This is a genomic window from Streptomyces sp. NPDC002640 (assembly GCF_053592575.1).
Window position 1 is genome coordinate 308,834 of the sequence record NZ_JBSFVZ010000005.1, and the last position, 18,412, is coordinate 327,245.

The 18,412-nt window shown below is 68.3% G+C and carries 23 protein-coding genes; all 23 read left to right on the plus strand.

Features of this window, described 5'->3' with window-relative positions; all coding sequences use genetic code 11:
* Nucleotides 1-328 precede the first annotated feature (328 nt).
* The 23 genes from ACWD3O_RS09865 to ACWD3O_RS09975 all read left to right on the plus strand — a co-directional run bounded on the left by ACWD3O_RS09865 (nucleotide 329) and on the right by ACWD3O_RS09975 (nucleotide 17,482).
* Nucleotides 329-1,165 carry a ParA family protein gene (locus ACWD3O_RS09865; protein WP_351866672.1) on the plus strand — a complete coding sequence of 279 codons (837 nt, stop codon included), beginning with the start codon at nucleotides 329-331 and terminating at the stop codon, nucleotides 1,163-1,165.
* The gene (locus ACWD3O_RS09870; protein ID WP_451415495.1) at nucleotides 1,155-2,402 is read left to right on the plus strand and encodes a hypothetical protein; all 1,248 of its coding nucleotides are present in this window, start codon (nucleotides 1,155-1,157) and stop codon (nucleotides 2,400-2,402) included. Before ACWD3O_RS09865 ends, ACWD3O_RS09870 begins: the two co-directional genes overlap by 11 nt.
* A gap of 151 nt (nucleotides 2,403-2,553) precedes the next feature.
* The gene (locus tag ACWD3O_RS09875) at nucleotides 2,554-2,898 is read left to right on the plus strand and encodes a hypothetical protein (RefSeq protein ID WP_332757012.1); all 345 of its coding nucleotides are present in this window, start codon (nucleotides 2,554-2,556) and stop codon (nucleotides 2,896-2,898) included.
* A gap of 114 nt (nucleotides 2,899-3,012) precedes the next feature.
* Entirely contained in the window at nucleotides 3,013-3,378 is a 366-nt protein-coding gene (locus tag ACWD3O_RS09880; protein ID WP_351866680.1) for a hypothetical protein, read from the plus strand.
* Complete coding sequence (locus ACWD3O_RS09885) at nucleotides 3,375-3,674, plus strand: hypothetical protein (protein WP_451415496.1); 300 nt, start codon at nucleotides 3,375-3,377, stop codon at nucleotides 3,672-3,674. The genes ACWD3O_RS09880 and ACWD3O_RS09885 overlap by 4 nt, the downstream gene beginning before the upstream one ends.
* Before the next feature lie 355 nt (nucleotides 3,675-4,029).
* The gene (locus tag ACWD3O_RS09890) at nucleotides 4,030-4,590 is read left to right on the plus strand and encodes a hypothetical protein (RefSeq protein ID WP_451415497.1); all 561 of its coding nucleotides are present in this window, start codon (nucleotides 4,030-4,032) and stop codon (nucleotides 4,588-4,590) included.
* 426 nt (nucleotides 4,591-5,016) lie between these two features.
* Nucleotides 5,017-5,880, plus strand: coding sequence for a hypothetical protein (locus ACWD3O_RS09895; RefSeq protein ID WP_451415498.1), 864 nt, complete (start codon nucleotides 5,017-5,019; stop codon nucleotides 5,878-5,880).
* A gap of 789 nt (nucleotides 5,881-6,669) precedes the next feature.
* Complete coding sequence (locus ACWD3O_RS09900; RefSeq protein WP_451415499.1) at nucleotides 6,670-7,470, plus strand: hypothetical protein; 801 nt, start codon at nucleotides 6,670-6,672, stop codon at nucleotides 7,468-7,470.
* A 320-nt stretch (nucleotides 7,471-7,790) separates the two neighbouring features.
* Entirely contained in the window at nucleotides 7,791-8,306 is a 516-nt protein-coding gene (locus ACWD3O_RS09905; protein WP_451415500.1) for a hypothetical protein, read from the plus strand.
* A 228-nt stretch (nucleotides 8,307-8,534) separates the two neighbouring features.
* Nucleotides 8,535-8,669 (plus strand): hypothetical protein, encoded by a 135-nt coding sequence (locus ACWD3O_RS09910; protein ID WP_351866698.1) that lies wholly within the window; start codon nucleotides 8,535-8,537, stop codon nucleotides 8,667-8,669.
* 21 nt (nucleotides 8,670-8,690) lie between these two features.
* Nucleotides 8,691-9,254: an HAD domain-containing protein gene (locus ACWD3O_RS09915; protein ID WP_451415501.1), complete on the plus strand. Its 564-nt coding sequence runs from the start codon at nucleotides 8,691-8,693 to the stop codon at nucleotides 9,252-9,254.
* Nucleotides 9,255-9,491: 237 nt separating this feature from the next.
* Nucleotides 9,492-9,896, plus strand: coding sequence for a hypothetical protein (locus tag ACWD3O_RS09920; RefSeq protein ID WP_451415502.1), 405 nt, complete (start codon nucleotides 9,492-9,494; stop codon nucleotides 9,894-9,896).
* A gap of 430 nt (nucleotides 9,897-10,326) precedes the next feature.
* Entirely contained in the window at nucleotides 10,327-10,644 is a 318-nt protein-coding gene (locus ACWD3O_RS09925) for a hypothetical protein (protein ID WP_451415503.1), read from the plus strand.
* Between the two features lie 80 nt (nucleotides 10,645-10,724).
* Nucleotides 10,725-11,420: a hypothetical protein gene (locus ACWD3O_RS09930; RefSeq protein ID WP_451415504.1), complete on the plus strand. Its 696-nt coding sequence runs from the start codon at nucleotides 10,725-10,727 to the stop codon at nucleotides 11,418-11,420.
* Between the two features lie 213 nt (nucleotides 11,421-11,633).
* Nucleotides 11,634-12,389: a hypothetical protein gene (locus ACWD3O_RS09935; protein WP_451415505.1), complete on the plus strand. Its 756-nt coding sequence runs from the start codon at nucleotides 11,634-11,636 to the stop codon at nucleotides 12,387-12,389.
* Nucleotides 12,390-12,566: 177 nt separating this feature from the next.
* Nucleotides 12,567-12,863 (plus strand): hypothetical protein, encoded by a 297-nt coding sequence (locus ACWD3O_RS09940; RefSeq protein ID WP_451415506.1) that lies wholly within the window; start codon nucleotides 12,567-12,569, stop codon nucleotides 12,861-12,863.
* Complete coding sequence (locus tag ACWD3O_RS09945) at nucleotides 12,860-13,210, plus strand: hypothetical protein (protein ID WP_451415507.1); 351 nt, start codon at nucleotides 12,860-12,862, stop codon at nucleotides 13,208-13,210. The genes ACWD3O_RS09940 and ACWD3O_RS09945 overlap by 4 nt, the downstream gene beginning before the upstream one ends.
* Before the next feature lie 155 nt (nucleotides 13,211-13,365).
* Nucleotides 13,366-14,292, plus strand: coding sequence for a hypothetical protein (locus ACWD3O_RS09950; protein ID WP_451415508.1), 927 nt, complete (start codon nucleotides 13,366-13,368; stop codon nucleotides 14,290-14,292).
* A gap of 294 nt (nucleotides 14,293-14,586) precedes the next feature.
* Entirely contained in the window at nucleotides 14,587-14,862 is a 276-nt protein-coding gene (locus ACWD3O_RS09955) for a hypothetical protein (protein WP_451415509.1), read from the plus strand.
* Between the two features lie 48 nt (nucleotides 14,863-14,910).
* A complete protein-coding gene (locus ACWD3O_RS09960; protein WP_451415510.1) occupies nucleotides 14,911-15,378 on the plus strand; it encodes a hypothetical protein in 468 nt (155 codons plus the stop codon).
* Nucleotides 15,379-15,716: 338 nt separating this feature from the next.
* On the plus strand, nucleotides 15,717-16,454 hold the full coding sequence (locus tag ACWD3O_RS09965) for a hypothetical protein (protein WP_451415511.1): 738 nt from the start codon (nucleotides 15,717-15,719) through the stop codon (nucleotides 16,452-16,454).
* Between the two features lie 257 nt (nucleotides 16,455-16,711).
* Nucleotides 16,712-16,972 (plus strand): hypothetical protein, encoded by a 261-nt coding sequence (locus ACWD3O_RS09970; protein WP_451415512.1) that lies wholly within the window; start codon nucleotides 16,712-16,714, stop codon nucleotides 16,970-16,972.
* Between the two features lie 99 nt (nucleotides 16,973-17,071).
* Complete coding sequence (locus ACWD3O_RS09975; protein ID WP_451415513.1) at nucleotides 17,072-17,482, plus strand: hypothetical protein; 411 nt, start codon at nucleotides 17,072-17,074, stop codon at nucleotides 17,480-17,482.
* The last annotated feature ends 930 nt before the right edge of the window (nucleotides 17,483-18,412 follow it).

An 18,412-nucleotide genomic window follows, 5' to 3' on the forward strand; every position in this document is an offset into this window, starting at 1 on the left:
CACCTGTAGTCGGATCGGTTCGCGCGGCAACCCACGCCGGGCTGCGGCTGACAGCTACCTTGGGGGCGGGCTGTCCAGGCTGGTTTCAGCGCCGCTGGTGCACTAAAACTCACAAGCAGCGCTGTACCGGTTCCAGATGCCGGGCCGCTGTCCGGCAAGATAGAGCCCGTCAGGGGAGGCGCGAGCGCGCTCTCGTCGCCCCTGAAACGCACAGCGCCCGCCGGGGAGGCATTTCCCCAACGGGCGCAAGGTGCTCGACCCTCAACCGTCTGCAAGGAGCAAGAGTCGTGAAGACCAACGATAGCCACCTCACGAGGGGTGGCAACGCATGACCAGCGAGACTTTGAAAGACGCGACCGCCGAAGGCGCGACCGCCATTCCCGCTCAGCACGAGGGCCATGATGAGGAGGGAGAGTCGACTGACGCCGGCGGTGCGTACGTGCCGCCGGAGCAGGAGCCGGACGTTGTCACTGTGGCCGGCTTCAAGGGAGGCGTGGGTAAGAGCCGCACCGCCAAGGAGCTGGCCTGGCTCTTGGACGGCGTTCTCACCGACTTCGAGTGGGACTGGGGCGGGGTGACCCGTGGATGGGGCTACTTCGAAGAGGCCAGGCTCAAATCGCCTCTCATTCGGGCATTCCAGACTGGCGAGACGCCTAAGCCCCTGTCCGGTCGAGGCCGGAAGCCGGACCTCATTCCTGGCCACACCGACTTCGAGCGCAACCAGCCGCGGTCCGAGGCGGTGGCCGAGTCGTTGCTGCAGTGGTCGCGTGACCTGAAGCGGCGCCTGGTGGTCGACACCCACCCGGGCGGAAGTGAGTCCACCTACGGGGCGATGGCGGCTGCTCGTGTGACCGTCGTACCGGCTGTGCTGGGGAATGAGGAGCTCCGTGCCTTGGAGGGCCTTCTGAAGAACCTGCCGGACTACCCTCTCCTGCTCATCCCGTACAAGGTCGGGCGGAGCCCTGCCGCTTGGCTGCTTGACGAGCTTGAGCGCCTCGCAGAGGAGAACAAGGCTGAGATCGGTCCTGCCGTGGGTGACTACTACTGGATCCCGCAGCGTCGGCTTCGGGTGCCCATCTGTGCGAGCCCGGTGTCCAAGCGGACGGCGCCGTTCGTCGAGGAGATGAAGGCTGTCGCGGAGGCGGTGGAGAAGTATGGCCGATGAATCGTCGACGCAGCCGCAGGCCGGCATGGCTGCGCTGCGAGCCCGTAAGGGCACCAAGAAGACGGCTGCTGCAACCCAAGGCACCACCAAGGTGGCCGAGGCCCCCGTTGAGACGGCACGACGGACTCCGCCGCCGCCGAAGTTTCCGAAGGCATCTGCCGCAGAAGGCTCCAGCGATGCAGGGGATGCTGGCGTTGCCCCGGCGGAGCAGAACGGCGGACGCTCCGTCGCCCAGGTGGCGGCGGAGCAGCCGGTCAGCGTGCCGGCTGCTGATTCTGAGGTGACGGACGTCGAAGGCGCAGATACCGGGCGTCAGCGGGTCACGACCTCGGGGCCGGAGGAAGCGCCCGCACAGGAGCAGATGGAGCACAGCCCCGGCGACGAAGGGGCGGTAGTGGCGACTGCTGCCCCGGCGGCGGAGGGGGCGGCGCTGCCGGTCGACAAGCCGGACGCCGGGGATATCTCTACTCAGAGCGGAGGCTCCCCGAGTTCTGCTGACATCCCGGTGCAAGCGCGGACTCCAGAAACGCAGCAGGCTCCCAAGAGCTCCGACGGCGATCGTGTGGCTGATGCCCAGGAGAAGGCTGCTGCTGTCCCGCCTCGGGTAGAGGCAGCCCAGCCGGCCGTGGCAGAGCCTGCGACCGGGCATCAGACGGCCGATGAAGCGGCGGCTGACGGCACCCAAGGTGCCAGCGGGGACACCCCCGGCGCCGCGCTCGAACGCCGCTCGGCGCAGGCCCCTGTCACCGTCACGAGCCAGTGGGACCGGCATGTTCCCCCGCCGGTCAACGAGGGGTTCCCTCGAGCTGAGGAGATCCTGAACCAGCGGTTCATCACCAGGGAGGCACTGAACGCATCGGTGCCTGCCGAGCTGCAGATCCCTCACCGGCTGCAGCTGCTCAAGGTCGTGTCCCGGATAAACCACATCCCGCCGGCCGACCTGGTCGCTGTGGCCGTGGACTGGTTCCTTCGAGGTGGCAAGGCTTCGGCCGACGACATGCTGCCGCCGTGGAACCGATACACGGGGCACGGCACCCCTGAGGACATCCGTCCGGCTGAAGTGGTGCTCAACGAGCGGTTCATCACGCGTGAATCTCTCAAGTCACAGGTGCCGAGGGACCTGCAACTGAACCATCGGCTGGCCATGTACCGAGTCCTGAACCGGCTGGAAAAGATGCCCCCTGCCGACATCGTCACGGTCGCTCTTGACCGGTGGCTGAGGGTCATGCGGTTCTGACCAGCTCTTATGGAAGGACGAATGCCCGCCACCTGCCCAGGTGGCGGGCATTCGTCGCTAGGTAGTACTAGGCTTTCATCCGTCCGAACGCCTAGAATTATAGCCGTTTCCATAGCCGTATCCCTAGGTGTCCCTACGTGGAAGGAAAGAAGTGCCGCGCAGAGTATCCCTGGCCCGCAAAGCCCAGGAGCTGGCCGACGCCCTGAAGGCTCAGGAAGAGCGCGAGGGCGGTGCAGTCACGGATTTCAGCCCGCATCCTGAGACCGAAGCCCTCCTGATGCGCCGGGGAGTGGATAGGGAACAGCTGAACTACGCCGTCCCTGAGCAGCTAGAGCTGAAGCGCCGCCTCAACGCGTACAACGTCGAACGCGGCGGCCTCGGCGTGGGCAACCTCGTTGCGGCCGTTCTCGACGCCTTCCTGCGAGCGGAGGGCTACGCGCCCGACCTGGACCACCACAAGGGCGACAGGTCCGGCAGTCAACTGCCGCCGGACTGAGAAAGCGGACCTCGACTCTGGGCTGAGGAGTCGCCGGATTCGCGGGAACGGGACTGTGGCCGCTCCGCTTCCTACCTTCTGGGTCGTCAGCAATCGAACGACCCAGGAGCAGCGATGACCACCGCGTACACCGAGACGATCAGGGAGACCACCCCGGCAGGCCACCAGCGTGCCGTCGCGTTCGCACTGTCGCAGCTCCTCACCGAGTTCCCGGAGCTGCCGACGCCGCACTGGTCGATCCCGATCCCGCAGCCGGAGGACGACCGGGCGCTGTACGGGTACCTCCAGCGTGAACACGAGACGCTGGAGGCGTTCCAGGCGTACGTGAAGGCGCTGGGCGGCGAGGTCACGAGCTGTGCCCCGGTGGAGATGTACGGACGCCTCGTGCGCACGCACACCGTGGTCGCGCAGTGGAAGGGCGTCCGGGTGGACGTCACCGTCACTCTGCCCGCCAGCATCGACGTGCAGGCAGCGCTGTGACGGCCACCGTAGGCGCCGACCACCGGCTGCGGCTGGATGTCGGCCCGCTCGCTCTCGGTCCCAATGATGTGCACGCGCTGCTCTGCTACGCCTACGGCGGCCACACGGACTGCCTGCCCTCCGACCTGACCCAGGAGCAGATCGAAGGTGCCATCCGGGCTGTGCTGATCATGTACGGCCTGCCCAGCGCTCTGCGCTGGGAGTCTGGAGTGGAACCCCAGCAGGCTGCTCAGGTCTCCTCGTGGGCCTGGCGCTTGATCGAGCGCCGGTTTCCTACGCTGATCTTCACAACCTGACCTCCTTGCCAGCCGCGTCCTGCATTCCCCTGCGGGCGCGGCACCGCCGACCGGCCTACCCCTCAGCCGGTCGATGACTGCCGCCCGCACCGTGACCCCCTCACGGTGCGGGCGGCAGTTCGTGCGGCCCCTCGACCGCGGCCTCCATCGAGAACCCTGCTGTCCGCACCATCCGAAGACCGTGCGGAGCCAGCGCTTGAGCCTTGATGCCCGGTACCTCATACGGCAACTCGCCACTTCTGGGGAGGGCACCGACGCGGTGCTTACCTATCACCGCGACAGACCAGCGATGACGCTGAACCTGCCGCTGTCTCCCCACACACCGCCCTGCACCAAAAACTCCAGGAGCCCATCCATGGCCAGCGTCGACGAAACCGTTCGTCAGCTGATCGAGCGCTACCCGTGCGGCTACCCGCACCGCACGGAAGCTCTGCATCAGATCCTTGTAGTGCTCGGCGCCGGGTACGAGTGGCGTGACGGCCAAGTCGTCAGCCGGTTTCCCGAGGAGGACACGTGCGCCCGCATGCACCGGGACTTCCAGTACTCGGCTGAGCGGGTGGCCGAGTTGACGGAGGTCGGCATCGAGGTGAGGGAACAGTTCATCACCGGGCGGTGCCCGCACGAGGACCTCCGCAGCCGAGCAGACGAGCTGGCCCGGAAGACGGGGAAGCTGCTGCACGGCCCGTACCAGCCGCATCCGACTTTGCTCTTCCTGGACGTTCCGGCTAACGCCCATGCGGACTGGGCCGCTGCTGCGGCAGAGATCGCAGCGGTGGTTGGCCCTCTGTGGGCTACCGGAGCTGACCTGGAGCTGGACCCGTACGAGCGGACCGATTACGTCTTGAGGGAGAGGGACAAAGCCCTCCGTCGCCTGGAGGCGGTCTACGGCTCCGAGGTCATCAACACCGCTCTGTAGACACGTGGTTGGCCGCAGGTTGAGTGGCGGAACCCGATCCCACGGATCTCGGGCGCCGCCACTCAGCCGTTGCGCGCCTCCCATCAACGCAGGCATTTGCAGCGGTGGTTCGGGCGCCTTGGGGCCCTTTTGGCGTGTAGCGATCTGCGCGTAGTGCTCAGAGCTGCCGGCCGCGCAACGCGCGGGGACTGTCCGGCCCTGGAGGTGCTGGACGAGGCGGAACGGGGGGCCGGCGGAGAGCGCATAACCCCGATGGCTCAGCTGCGGGCGTCAGCCACGCTACCCAGCAATCAGCTGAGGGAGGGCTGTGACGAGGCAGTGGTAGAGGATTCGCCGCGAGTGCTGACTTGCAGCCGGCCGCTTCTAGCTTTCGGGACGGCAGGCCACGGCGACCGGACCGTGGCCCCGTTCGAAGGAGTACCGCATATGCAGAGCCTGCTGAACGATCCGGCATACGGACACAAGCTGCGTCAGGCGTACCACGAGGTCAACCGGATCTCTTCCCGTCTGTGGCTGGACCTGTGGCCCGACGATTCCGTGCCGCGAGACACCCCTCACAGCCGGATCATGCTCGGAGCCGTGCCGGAGGAAGAGGTCCGCATTCCGGCCGTCTCCGAGACCACTGACGTGAAGGCCGACGACCTCGTGGTCGTCATCGATACGGCGGGGTCCTCCCACGCCGCCTACGACATTCTGGGAGTCCTGACCGGCCGGGAGGTGATGGGGCTTGGTCACGTCACCCTCAAGGTGGCGCGGGTCGTTTCCACCGCAGCCAAGACCATCTCCGTAGTTACGGTCCCGACGCCTGCCGATGGCTGGGAGTGTGACCTGGCCAACTTCGCTGACCGGGCCTACGACTCCGTCCCCACGACGCTCACGCTGAAGACCAAGACCCGTCGTATCGGCCGTCTCGGGACCGTGAAGGAGGTCCGGCAGCGGATCAGGGAGCATGCCCTGTTCAACGAGTGGAAGCAGGAGTACGAGAACGCCAAGGACGTCCAGCGGGGTGCGCAGGAAGCGGCCATGAAGCGACAGGCCGACGAAGCGAGGCGGCAGGAGGCGCTCCGGAAGATCGGTGACATCGTCAACCGGGGCCTCGGCTCCGACCTGTTCTGCATGGACGCCGGGGGGCAGGTCGTGTTCGGGTATCAGCACCGCTTCCTGCAGGACGCGGTTAACCTGCGCGTGCACCTGGCTGGACTGCACGCGCTGGGCAGGTTCACCGACGACGAATACGACCTCGTTCGGGACCAGCTGGCCATCGCCGGCTTGCTTCCCGCGCGGCAGTAACAGCACCAACCCCGCCCAGCGGCTCCACCGGACCGGTTCCAACGGTCCGGTGGAGCCGCTTGTGTGCTGCACCGGGGAGCTCCCGTGTGTACTTCTGGTGACCGGCGCTGTCCACGCCAGCAGCGCCGCGGTGCTGCCGGCGGCCTGTCGGGAGTGGGTACGAGCCGATCGCCCAGCCAGCAGATTCGCGAGAGCTGGGGTGGTGCGTCCCGCAGGGCTAACTTCACTCCTGTTGGGCCGCCCGGACGGACCGGGCGGGACAGATCCCGGCACATCCTCCTGGTCTTCTTCCGCCCGGACTTGGACCAGGCCCCGAACGCGGCGGTGCGAACCAGCCAGCGTGCGCCCTCCCCCCCGGCGCCGCTCGGTCCTTCGCACCGCCGCTCCGACGTTCCTGCCGCCGGGCGTACGTCGACGGTCTGATCTCCCACGGAAGTGCGGCCGCGTTCGCCTGCCGCGGCCGGGATCCGCGATCCCTCGAGCTACCTCAGGCGGGGAAGCCTGTGACTGGATGTACAACTAGGTGCCGCACGGCACGTCGACGGCCGCGGGAGACCTCAGGCGCCCCCTCGTACAGAGGAAACCGCCAGTTCAGAGGCACTGCACCACCCTGCTCGAAACCCCTGGTCATATGGCTTCCGAGGCTCGACCGCCCCACTTCTGCGGTGACGGAGCCGCCTCCGCCCGTGCCCGGCAGGGTTCGCGCGACCTGCGGCTTTCCAGGGCGACGTACCTACCTTCCACCTCGTCACGGCGCCTACCGAGGCGCTCCGAACCGGAAGGAACCCCATGAACGTCCCCAACTCCGCTCGCGTCCAGGCTGGTCAGCTCGCTTCGCAGATCGTCAGCGAGCTGTGGCCGCACGCCGACGACCTCAAGCCCACGTGGGCCCGACGTCACCCGGACGACAGGCCTCTGCAGAAGGACCGGCTCACCCAGGTCGCCTCGGCATCCGACGTAGAGGTCGATGACCTGGTGCTGATCTACGACGAGACCAGCCGTACTCTGTTCGACCTTCTGGGGATGTGGACCGCTCGTGAGGCCGTCTTCTGCCGGGAAGCTGTCATAGCCCGGGTGACGTCTAAGACGGCACGCACGCTGACCGTCGTCGAGTGCACCAAGCCCACGGGCTACTGGAGTTCGTGCGTCATCTCCCGCTTCGGCACGCCCCGCAAGGACGCGGCCGAGCGGACGCTGAGGCTGAACACGACGCGTCGGCAGATCGGGCGCCTGGGCGCGGTAACCGACCTGCGTGAGCGCATCGCCGAGCACCCGCAGTTCGAGCAGTGGAAGGCTTCGCACGCCGCCGCCAGGATTGAAGCGGACGATGCGAACGCGGCCTGGAAGGCAGAGCACGAGAGGCGTGCGGAGCAGGTGCGTCCGCAGCGTGAAGCGGTCCGCAGCTTGAACGAGGCCGCCGGTGAGGAACTGGTCGGATGGTACGAGCCTTGGGGAGGCCCCAAGGTCAACGAATGGTTCACCGGCGAGGGGCGCTTGAGGACGTACCTGGCAGGCCTGAACGCCATCGGGACTATGGCGGACGATGTGTATGCCGAGGCTCTTCTCCAGGTTGAGGTCCTCGGCTACTGAGCCAAGAGGTTCAGAGGGTGACCGCAGTGCGCTGCAGCTTGGGTCTACGGGCTGCGCGCGCTGCGGTCAACGGGCGTCCGTTACGTTCACCCGGACGCGCCGGAGGCCGGCGGGGCAAGCGACGCGCTCTGGGAGAAGGTGGGGGCTACCGTACCCGCAGGCAGTTCAACGCCTGCCTGGCACGCCCGTTAGCGCCCATGCCGTCCGGGATGCAGCCGCAAGGAGTTCCGGCCTGGCCGGGGATGTCACTGACCCAGCGTTGACCTCGTTGGATCGACTCTGCCTTCGTCGGCGGCATGGGAGCCGGGAAAGCCAAGGACATGCCCCAGCGCAACCGCAAGGTCCAAAGGGCCGCGCGGCAGCAACTCGTGAACGGCCAAGGCCTCTCCTACACCGATGCACGCGCTCAAGTTCGGCGCGGCACGAGAGTGACCAGGGTGGCCCCGGCCAGGACCATGCTCGCCGATGGCGTGTGGTCACGGTACGGCCGCTGGATTCACGGCACCGATGACTGGACCCAGTGGCGCTTCCGCTGCGGGACGTGCGGCCACGTCCAGTCCCCGGCTGACAACGCCCACGACGGTGAGCTCTGCCCTGAGGCGGCGATGTGGCAGTGCGCGGCCGGCCAGACGCCGGCCTGTCCGCCCGCTGGGGAGAGCCCCGAGTACTACCAGGTGTTCGGCTATCACGGACATGGCCGTGTGTTCCTCTTCGACTTCGCGGGGGGCCGTCTGGAGCACCCGCCGCTGACGGACGCAGACGACGAGATCGTCGAAGTGCCGGGAGTGACGGCACCGGCGCGCGGATCGAGCCCGTGGGAGAGCCGCGCGCGGTAACCGACCTTCCCCAGACCGAGGGTGCGCCGAGCTCGGCGCACCCTCTCGTTTGCTGTCCTCCTTGCCGCGGCGTGCCGCCCCGCGGTGGCCATGTGCCACCTGGTATCCGGCGTGCGTGGGCCGGCGGCTCTCGCGTAGTGGTGAGCAGGATTCGCCAGCAGTCGGCCGGGCGCTGCCGCACATCTACCTTCAGCACCGCACCCGCCCCCATCACTGGAATCGAGTCCGATGCTGCCGAAGCTCTACGAGCCCCACGAGCCCTACGACGACGAGGAGCCGTGCGAGGACTGCCAGGCGCCTGTGGGGATGCCGTGCACCCCGACCTGCCCCAACGGGATGAGCCCGTACGAGCGTCCCTACTAGCCGCGCGCCCACGGAGCGATAGTGTCCCGACCTCTGCTTTTCATCGACATCGACGGCGTTTTGAACCCATTCAAATCTGGCCCCGCCTCTGAGGGCCACGGGTTCGTACGTCACTACCTGCGCCCCACCTGCTGGATCGACCAGCACCCGCACCTGCGCCCCCGCGACGTCCCCCACGTGGCGGTGTGGCTGCACCCGGACCACGGAGAGGAACTCCTCGACCTTCCGTATGAGCTGATCTGGGCCACAACGTGGGAGGACGAGGCGAACACGTACGTCAGCCCGCGGATCGGCCTGCCCGAGCTACCCGTCGTCACCTGGAGCACCCGAGGTGGGTACGGCCCGGACGGCACATACTTCAAGACCGCCGACGTCATCCGTCACGCCGCTGGCCGCCCGTTCGTCTGGCTCGATGACCAGCTCAGCGCAGCCGACCGAGCCTACGTTCTGCAGCACCACACCGGGGCGGCGCTGCTGTACGACATCGACCCCGCCGTCGGACTGGACCTGGACGACTTCGAGGCGCTCGCCCAGTGGGCCGACGCGTTGACCGAGCCCACCGCGCCGACCGGGGCAGTCCGATGAGCCGCTGGCGCTACCGACGGCTGCCGCGCGACGCCTTATGACGGCGGTCGACCCGGGAGCAGATGTCCGCCAGCGGCAACGCCCTTGGCCCAGGCCGTGATCGTCGCGGCCTGGGCCGGAGTACGCCAGGCACATGGAGCGCGTTCCCACGTCTCGCGGGAGATGGGATCGGTGCCTCTCGCGCACCTAACTTCCGCCGTGCCAGTCACCACGAACTGAACGCACGAGGAGATCGGGATGACGAAGAGCGACACTGCTGCGCTCCTTCACAGTGGCCGCGGCGCGCGTGGACTTCTCCACGCCCTGCCCTTGGGATACGAGAACGACAGCGGGCATTGGACGCGCTCGCCGGCACTGTGCGGGGCCCTTGTCGAGATGCCTCCCGTCCCGGCGCAGGTCCGTTTCGGGTTCGGCTGGTCGGTGGCGATGTGGCAGAGGAGCGGCCACCTGCGCACCTACGGCAGCCACCGCCCGCTCGCGGACTTCCACAGTCGCCGTCTGCGCCGCCTCGCTCATACGCGGTCGATCGACACGCACGTGTGCCGCAAGTGCCGTAAGGAGATTCACCGGATGACGCACCCTCGTTGGACGGGCAGCCTGAAGCCGTCGGCCGTCGGCGGCCTGACCGTCGGCAATCCCTGACAGGGCATCCACACAGAGCCGCTCGCGACGCCCTTACCCTGGCCGAGCGGGGAGTGCTTGGGGCCTGCCTGGTGCCCGTCACCGCCCCCGCGATGGTCAAGCCCGGTACGTCCACGTTCGAGACGTGCCGGGTGTTCGTGTGCACGGTCAGTGCCAGCGGATCAACGTTTCCAGGTGGTCATCGGAGCCGCCAAGAGGCGGCGTGCGACCTCGACGGGCTGAGCGCTGAACGAGGAGGTGACGTGGCCGTTCGCTGTCCGCTCCGGCATGCCCCTGCCTGCGGCTGTGAGCTGGGGTTTTCCGCTCCTCGGCTGCCTCGGCTTCGGTCACCGCATAGCGGCAGATTCGCGAGAAATCGAGCCAGACCGCTGTAAAACCTAACTTCTGTCGTGCCAGCCGCCACGGGCTGACCGCACGAAGGAGAGAAGCGATGACCCAGACCGCCACGCAGACCACGCAGACGGCCACCATCGACACCCTGGCCACCGCCCTGCAGAACGCCCTCGGCAGCAGCTGGACGATCACCGCGCGCTTCGACCACATCCTTGCCACCACCCCGCTGTGCGACCGCATCAACATCACGCCGCTGGCCTACAGCTACACCGACATCTCCTGGACGCTCGTGCCGGTCCGCCGCACTATCCCCGCCCAGACCGTGCGGGAGACCCCGGACGCCGACCTGACCGCCGACGTGGCGACCGCGCTCCGGAGCCTGTCGTACCGGCACCACGCCCTGCCGACCGCCTGACACGCCCCCCGCGCCCGCCGCCGGGCCGTACCCGGCGGCGGGCAAAGACCCCGCGACTCTCGACCGAACGGAAGCAGTAAGTGAGCAGTCAGCACGCCCTCGTTCACCTGGCCCCGGAGCCGGACGCTACCGCGAGCGACCTCGCCAACGAGGCCGAAGACACCCTCTGGGACCTGCCTGGCGGCTGGGAACGGGTGCTGGTCACCCACCCCGAGAACCAATACGCCGGGACCTTCCCTCTGCGGAACGGAGCCGACCCGAACCACCCGCAGCTCATACGCGTCAGCGGCGGCACCACCACCCGTTACGCGGGCGGCCCGGTCGGCCTTCTCGACCTGCACGCGTGCCGTACTCGGGCCGCTGATCGTGCCGCGCGCCTGCACGACACCTGGACCCAGGCCGTAGCCACCATGCCGCCGGTCAGGCCGCTCGCCGACTACCTTTCTGACGCCAAGGACTCCGTGTACGCCGGGCTCGCTTTCAGGGAGCAGCCGCACATCAAGGTCGCCGTCAGTCTGGCGGACGCGCGGCTTTCCTGGGCTGATCAGGAGGCCCTGGCCGCGTTGGACCGGGATGCGTTCGTGGAGCGTGCCCGCGTCCAGGCCGTCACAGGGAACAGCCTGCTTCAGCTCGACGGGACGTGGCTTGTCAGCCCGACCTGGGTGGACCCCCGGGCTCCCGAGACGGCGGCCGCCGAGTACCACCAGCGCGTCAACGCCTACCTCGACAACCTGCCCGCGGACCACGTGATCGTCGGAGCCGACTTCATCCGCTGACCAGCAGGGACCGCGCGGACCCCTTCCGGTACTGACCGAAAGAGGGGCCCGCGCGGTATCTGTTGGCCAGCGTTCCTGTCCGCCGGCTCCAGGCCCGCGACGGCACGGCCGCCGGCGGACCCGGCCTCAACTCGCGCGAGCGCGGGACGCGCCATGCCGCCCGCTAACGTCCGCTGCGCCAACACATCCACCCCTCATCCGCTAGGAACCCCCGTGATCCACTCCAAGGCGTCGGACGCTGCCGCGGCTCTCACCCACCAGGTCTGGCTGGACCTCTGGCTGACGGCACCCACGCCGGGCATCAGCCGTGTCACGTCAGCGCAGCAGCTCCAGGACGACGACCTCATCGTGACCCTCGGCGCTGGACCGGATGCGGCCACGCTGACGGACCTCAGCGCGCGCGACGCCGTGCGCGAAGTCGGCACCCGAGTGTGGCGAGTGGTCTCCACCGGCGCCAGGACGGTACGAGTCCGCCCGGTCGCAGTGCCTGACGGGACCTGGAACGGGACGCCCGATCTGGCCCGGCTCGGTGAACCGTGGGTGAAGGACGCACCCTCCAGGCAGTTCTACATCCCCGCTGCGAAGCGCCAGATCGGCCGGCTCGGACCGATGGATGCCCTGCGGGAGCAGATCACCGGCCACCACCTCTTCGGGGAGTGGGAACGGACTTACGAGGCGGCCGAAGCCGAGGAAAGCGAGGAGCGGGCCGCCGCGAAGGCGATATGGGACCAGATCGTGGCACGGCGAGAGTCCCGTCGTGAGCTGGTCGAGCGGCTGAACAAGATCGCAGGGGACCAGCTCGTGTACTGGGCCGACTTCGGCGGCAGCGACGGCGCCGGTTCGCTGAGCGGCTGGCTGGCCTCGAAGGGCCGACTGCGCACTTACCTCCTGGGCCTTCAGGCGGCGAGCCTGATCACCGAGGAGCAGTTCGAGGAAGCCGAGAAGTGCATGGCCTTGCTCGAACAGTGACAGCCCGGGCGGGCGGCTGGGCTGCCCGCCCGGGCAGTCCGCAGGTGTCCGCGTCGGCGGGCCTGCGCCGCAGGTAGCGAGCAGGCTCCGGCACCTCATCTCGCCGAACCGCGCATCGTTCCCCGTGTCGCTCGTAGCTTCTGACCCACACCAAGATCACCAATCAGGAGCACCGCGATGCCGCTCGACATGACCGACCCTGCCAGATGGAAGCGCGAGGTCCACTACCGCCGTTACCTGAGCAACAGCGGCAGTGTCATCCCCATCTGTGTGCAGGACTTCGACTACCCCGACTACGACCCCAGCCGCTTCGTGGACCTTGCCGACTTCCCCACCGAGCAGGAGGCCGCTTTCACCCCCCTTCGCCCGGAGGACGTGATCGACACCGCAGCGACCACCCCTGATGATCACGTTGCCGCAGGTCAGGCAGTGCGCCTCCTGGCAGCCATCGGCAGTCACGGGAGCGCGACATGAGCACTTGGTTCCTCAGCCTTGAGCAGCGCCCCGCTCCGCAGCCCCCGCACCCGCTGGACGCGCTGGCCGACACCCTGCACAAGGTTCTGGCCCCGCAGGGCTGGGAAGTGTGGTCGTTCCTCAACGACATCGAGGTGACGTGCCCGCATGGCCCACGGTTCACCGTCGCCATGGACAACGCCGAGGGCGTCAGAAGGTGGACGCTGACGCCCTCGGCGGAGCCGGCCAGCTCCGCCGTCCTGACAGACCTCGACGGCCTGCACAGTGCCGACTACGTGAGCAGCGCTCTGGGCTTTCTCTGCTCTCGGCACACCGACGACGTTGCCACCGTCGCGCCGCAGGGATAGGTAGACGGCGGCCGCCGACGCCGTGAACAGGGCCGGTTCTCGTTGTCCGAACGCGGCTGGTCCCGCGGGCAGGAGCCGATTCGCCAGCAGTCGTGACACCGACACCTTCTTGCCTACGGTCCGGGCGTCCACCCGCTCCCAGGCAAGGACCTGCCATGACCTTCCCTCTCAGTCCCGGCGCCACCATCAGCCGGTCCGACCTTCACCAGCTCGTTGGCGGTCGACCCCACGGCCGCATCAGCCCGAGCAAGACGACACCCAACATCTGCCTTTTCACATCCCCAGGAGCCCACGACAGTCAGCACGACGGCTGGACCGGGGATCACTACCACTTCCAGGGGGAGGGACAGGGAGACCGGGAACAGGCGATCAAGAACGGCAACCGTGCTCTCGTCGACCACGCGCAGAACGAGGGCCGCACCCTGCGGCTGTTCTCCACGGTGCCCGGACCCTCAGTCCACTACCTCGGCGCCTACCGGCTCGACAGCGACGTCCCCTATGTGCGGACGTCGCTGCCGGTCATCGGCGTCCCGGACCAGCCTCACCGCACGGGCTACGTCTTCCGGCTCGCGCCCGAGGACGGAACTCCTCCACCCAGCGGTGTCTTCACCGTGGACCCGCTCAGCCATCACACGATCGTCCGGGAGCGTGACCTCGACGTTCCCTTCCGCCCCCGGCCGGGCGACGAACGGGGACGTGAGCGCACGTTCATGGAGGACGTCGCGGAGCAGCTGCTGCGCAGTTACAGCTCCCACCTGCGGTCGATGGGCCATGACGTCCGCCGTCACACGGTCACTCCGGCTCGTGAGCTCATCCCCCTGCCCGTCGACCTGGTCGATCACAGCACCAACGAGATCGTCGCGTGCGCGGGGAGCGTCGCCCGGACCTACGTACGCGCAGCCTTCGGTGAACTCCTCGACATGCGCCGGTTCTTCAGCCCGACCCCGCGGCGAGTCATGCTCCTTCCGTCCCGCCCGCGCCCCGACCTTGCCGACCTGTGCGGCCGGAACGACATCACCGTTGTCTGGCCGAAGCCGGGCGGATTCGAGAGGGCAGAACCGGACGCTCTCGTCCGTGACTAGGCTCCGCGCCGACCTGGGCAATGCGCCCCATCGCATTGCCCAGATCGGCGCGCGCAGCGCGGTTGATCCCCGGATCGGCTGGCCCCGCGCACACGATGTGGGAGGCCGGCGGCGCGTCCAGGTCAGCAACCCAGCCCTGTCCGGTCCGGACGCTCCCCTCGATGGCAGCGTCCCGGTGCCTCCCGGAGCCAGCGTCCGCGCATTTCGCGGGCACGTGATCAAGCCGCTGTCTGGCTCCTACCGTGCGCAGCATCGCCGAACGCCGACGAGCCCACCGAAGACGAAGGAGCCGACATGGCCTGCCTGACCCTCTGCTACAGCGCCCCGTGGACCGGCCTTTCGGCAGCGCTGACAGGTGCCCTGATCGCTGCTGGGGCCACCAGCAGCGCAAGCGACGGCAGGCCCATCTCCTTCTACGACTACGAGTGCGTGCTGAACGACCTGGCCGCCATCCAGGGGCACTACGAGAAGACCAAGGACCCCGTCACCCTCTCCGCCATCGAGGAAGACGTCGCCGACCTGCTCACCGAACAGGCCGACATCATCACCGCCTTGGCGGCTCACCTCTGAACCGCAGCGACACAGCGCTGCCACCCGCGAACCGAAAGCTCTGCACCTATGCCCGACACCCTCACACGCCCCCACGGGGCCCCCATCGACTGGCCCGAGTTCCCTGCCGTTCCTACGCTGGTCACCGACCATCCGCTGCCGCCTGAGCAGTGGCCCGCCCTCGCCCTGTCGTGGCGGCTGGTCACCGCGCACGTGCTCAACCCCGACCGCGGTGACGTCATCAGCGCGTGGCTCACCGAGCCTCGCGCTCCCGGGCCGCTGGCTGTCGCCTACCGGCACCGTTTCAACCACTCCCACCCGTACGGATGGGCATGCGGCGTCCACGTGTTCATGGTGCCGGTCCGCAACGGGAACCGCGCCGATGCCCGCCTGTCCTACGACTGCACACGAAGCGGCATCGCGCGCACTCCAGAGGAAGCCCGGGCCCGGGCGTTGCGCCACGTCGCCGAGCTGCACAAGGACGCGGCTGTGCCGTACGTCGCACGCTCACTGAGGGCCGGGCGCTTCTACTGCTGACGACCCGGTGCCGGTCCCGGCATCTGGTTGAGCGCTGGCCCCCTGCCGGGACCGGGGCCTCGGTCCGGGAGTGTGCCTCATGGTCCGCATGGGGGACGCCCAGCCGCCGGCCGAGTGCTCACCGGGCGGCTCCATGAAGCGGACATGGATCCTGTCCACCATGCGCCCGCGCCCTCACCTCGGCCCGCCCCCTGCCAAACAGGCCTGCGGCCGCAGCCTCAGCCCTGCTCCCTCAGTCGGTTTCGCGGCAGCTCGGCACGTGCCTGGCGAGCTCGTAACTTCCTCACTGCCAGCTCGCACCGGCCACCGAGTCACCAACCCCTTCCAGGAGCGGACCAATGAAGCGCAGCCTTCGCCGTCGCATCGAACGGACGATCAATCAGTCTTGGAAGACCACCGACCGAGATGATCGCGGCACGGTCGGAGTGGCGCTCATCTTCCCGCCCAACGCATTCGCTGACGCACCGACCTGGACGCCCGGTCCCGGCTTCCGGGCGCTGAACAACGAAGGAGCGACCAACACCGCGTTCGTCCGCGACAACGGGGACGGCACGGAGACCGTCGTCGTCGGTGGCATCGGTCCCGCCCAGCGCCCGGGCATGGACGGCGGCCCCTGGACAGAGGAGGAGGTATGGACGGTCACCGCCCCGGTCGACGACTTCGACGGTTGCGGGCTGGGCAACAACACCCAGGGCATCACCTGGATGCTCGACCGGCCCCGCGCGGTCATCCACCGCGAGCGGTACGCAACCCACCCTCTGGCGACCGTTGAGGCGTACTGGGAGAACTTCAAGGAGGTCTGGGGGTTCCTGCCCTCCGGTGAGCTGCGCTGGTACGGAGGGTGGCCGTTCGGCGAGGGCCGGGAATGGGCCTACCTGGTCTGCCGTCCCGTGTGGGCGTCGGAAGAGGAGAACGAGGTCGCGCTCCTGGAGGACGTCGTCACACTGGCCCGCCTGTTCAGCGCGGAGGTCCGCGTCTACCCGTACGACCTCCAGAAGCGTGAGATATCCGGGCCTCTCGGCAGCTCGCGCTGGGAAACCTACCTCTCGGACGTGACGCGTCGCCTGCGGAAGTGACCCGCACTGGCCGCACTGGCCGCACTGGCTCCGGGCGTACCTCGGTACGCCCGGAGCCTCCGCCACTCACAGTGCCGCACGGGTCGGAGGCTCGGTGACTCACCTCCCGCCGGTCGACCTGTCCAGACCTCGACGCCCGCGGCACAAGGCACAGGCCGGCTTCTCAAACGCCCAGACTCGCGCCCGGTCGATCACTGCGAGAGCTCATGGTGCAGTGCAGCCATCACACCAGCCCTCACGGAACGGACCACTCGGCCATGCACACCACGTTCTCCGCGCCCGGCACGACTACCACGCTGACGACCGCGGCGGCCGACAACATCCTGCGCCGCATGAACCTCGACGACACGGTGCGCAGCCTCCCGGCCGACCAGTTCGTCAGCCGTCTGCTGTCGGCCATGACCGTCGCATCCGCAGACCGAAGCGCCAAGGGCGCGGTGCGGCTCTCTGCGATGCGGCGTCTGCACACGCTGGCAAGCCGCACGCAGGACACCGGCCAGCCGATCACCTGGAGCTGACGGCAGGCCGGGGGCCGTCGGGCGACGGCCCCCGGCCTGCCGTCTCGCTCTCCCGAGCGCCCTCTGGGTAGCCCTGATCTCTACGAGGAGCCCCACACCGTGCCTTCGCAGCCCGCTCCACTCGACACAGATGCCCTCCTTGCCGCAGTAGAGCATGACGCCGAGCAGGTCCGGCAGGCTCGGACACGCCTTGCTCTGGCCAGCCTCGGCCTCATCACCGCCCGCATCCGCGCTGACCACCCCGCAGCTCGATACCTTCAGCTGGGCTTCACCGTCAGCATGAAGACCTACACGGGCCGGACAGAGGCCGGGCGGATCTGGCTTCAGGAATCCGAGCAGGCAGGCCGCTGGCGGGCGTGTCTCGACGACGACGCCCGATCGGACCTCGAAGGCTGGTGCACTCACCTCGGCCAGGACGTCCAGGAACTGCTGCCGACGCTCTGGGCGCGAGACCCAACAACCGAGCTGCAAGTCGTCGATCTGGATGCCGTGGTGGCCGCCCTGTCGTGACGACGCGGTGCCAGGCGCCGGCGGGCAAGCTCCCGCTGGCGCTCGGCGACGCTGTGCAACTGCCGAGCGGTCCGTACAGGGACCCACTCCGCCCTCGCCGCCTGTCCACCTTGGCATCCGCGGGTGCGACACTCGGTGCCGGCCGCTTCTACAGGGGCGGTCGGGCTGGGTCGCTTGAGCGAAAATCACTGGGTTCCGTCCATTCGGAAACCCCGGTAAGCACGGTGGTTACATACAGGCAGTGCACACCGTTCAAGCCGCCCATCCGTACTTGGTGCTGACGCGTCTTGGCGTTGCCGCCCGCGCTGAGCCAACCTGGTCACCTTGCGTCGGGCCAGTCTGATCACGACCGGGCAGCGAGACAGCTGTCACTGGGTTCCGGCCGAGCTGCCTTCCACGCCCGCCCACCGGGCCACCGCGTGGCGAAGGCCGGCAGAGAACAGACCGACCGGGGCGGAGCGGTGTGCCAACAGGGTCGGATAGGTCCGGCCGGGGCTTGCCGCTGTTGAGGCTCGGGCGGCGTAGATCATCAGGGCGCAGAGGTGCGCTGGCCATCCCGCTGGTTGGGTCGTTACGGTAAGGCCAGCAGGAAGCGCTCCGTCATGGCCTGATCGAGCGTCGTAGAGGATTGACGCCGGTATCGAGAGCGCTCTGGGTACCGGCGTCAGCCATGTCTGGGTCCCGGCTGGTCATGGTCCGCTCGTCCTTGGTCATGGCTGCCTAGCGAGGAGGGGCGTGACCCCTCCCCACCGAAGGGGGCTCACCGAGAGCTAGGGGCGCTGTTTCCAGGGGCGGCGCAACCCCCCTATGCGCCTACGTGCAGGAGCTGTCCGGCGGCCGGCCTGGAACCAACCCTCTGTTGCGGGCCCCGTTCGAACGGGGCCCGCAACAAAAACGCAAAAACACACGTATTAAAAACAATCAACCCCA

Coding starts and splice junctions, on each gene's coding strand:
- ACWD3O_RS09865 (WP_351866672.1), top strand. CDS start 329: ATGACCAGCGAGACTTTGAAAGACGCGACCGCCGAAGGCGCGACCGCC.
- ACWD3O_RS09870 (WP_451415495.1), top strand. CDS start 1,155: ATGGCCGATGAATCGTCGACGCAGCCGCAGGCCGGCATGGCTGCGCTG.
- ACWD3O_RS09880 (WP_351866680.1), top strand. CDS start 3,013: ATGACCACCGCGTACACCGAGACGATCAGGGAGACCACCCCGGCAGGC.
- ACWD3O_RS09890 (WP_451415497.1), top strand. CDS start 4,030: ATGGCCAGCGTCGACGAAACCGTTCGTCAGCTGATCGAGCGCTACCCG.
- ACWD3O_RS09895 (WP_451415498.1), top strand. CDS start 5,017: ATGCAGAGCCTGCTGAACGATCCGGCATACGGACACAAGCTGCGTCAG.
- ACWD3O_RS09900 (WP_451415499.1), top strand. CDS start 6,670: ATGAACGTCCCCAACTCCGCTCGCGTCCAGGCTGGTCAGCTCGCTTCG.
- ACWD3O_RS09905 (WP_451415500.1), top strand. CDS start 7,791: ATGCCCCAGCGCAACCGCAAGGTCCAAAGGGCCGCGCGGCAGCAACTC.
- ACWD3O_RS09910 (WP_351866698.1), top strand. CDS start 8,535: ATGCTGCCGAAGCTCTACGAGCCCCACGAGCCCTACGACGACGAGGAG.
- ACWD3O_RS09920 (WP_451415502.1), top strand. CDS start 9,492: ATGACGAAGAGCGACACTGCTGCGCTCCTTCACAGTGGCCGCGGCGCG.
- ACWD3O_RS09925 (WP_451415503.1), top strand. CDS start 10,327: ATGACCCAGACCGCCACGCAGACCACGCAGACGGCCACCATCGACACC.
- ACWD3O_RS09940 (WP_451415506.1), top strand. CDS start 12,567: ATGCCGCTCGACATGACCGACCCTGCCAGATGGAAGCGCGAGGTCCAC.
- ACWD3O_RS09945 (WP_451415507.1), top strand. CDS start 12,860: ATGAGCACTTGGTTCCTCAGCCTTGAGCAGCGCCCCGCTCCGCAGCCC.
- ACWD3O_RS09950 (WP_451415508.1), top strand. CDS start 13,366: ATGACCTTCCCTCTCAGTCCCGGCGCCACCATCAGCCGGTCCGACCTT.
- ACWD3O_RS09955 (WP_451415509.1), top strand. CDS start 14,587: ATGGCCTGCCTGACCCTCTGCTACAGCGCCCCGTGGACCGGCCTTTCG.
- ACWD3O_RS09960 (WP_451415510.1), top strand. CDS start 14,911: ATGCCCGACACCCTCACACGCCCCCACGGGGCCCCCATCGACTGGCCC.
- ACWD3O_RS09965 (WP_451415511.1), top strand. CDS start 15,717: ATGAAGCGCAGCCTTCGCCGTCGCATCGAACGGACGATCAATCAGTCT.
- ACWD3O_RS09970 (WP_451415512.1), top strand. CDS start 16,712: ATGCACACCACGTTCTCCGCGCCCGGCACGACTACCACGCTGACGACC.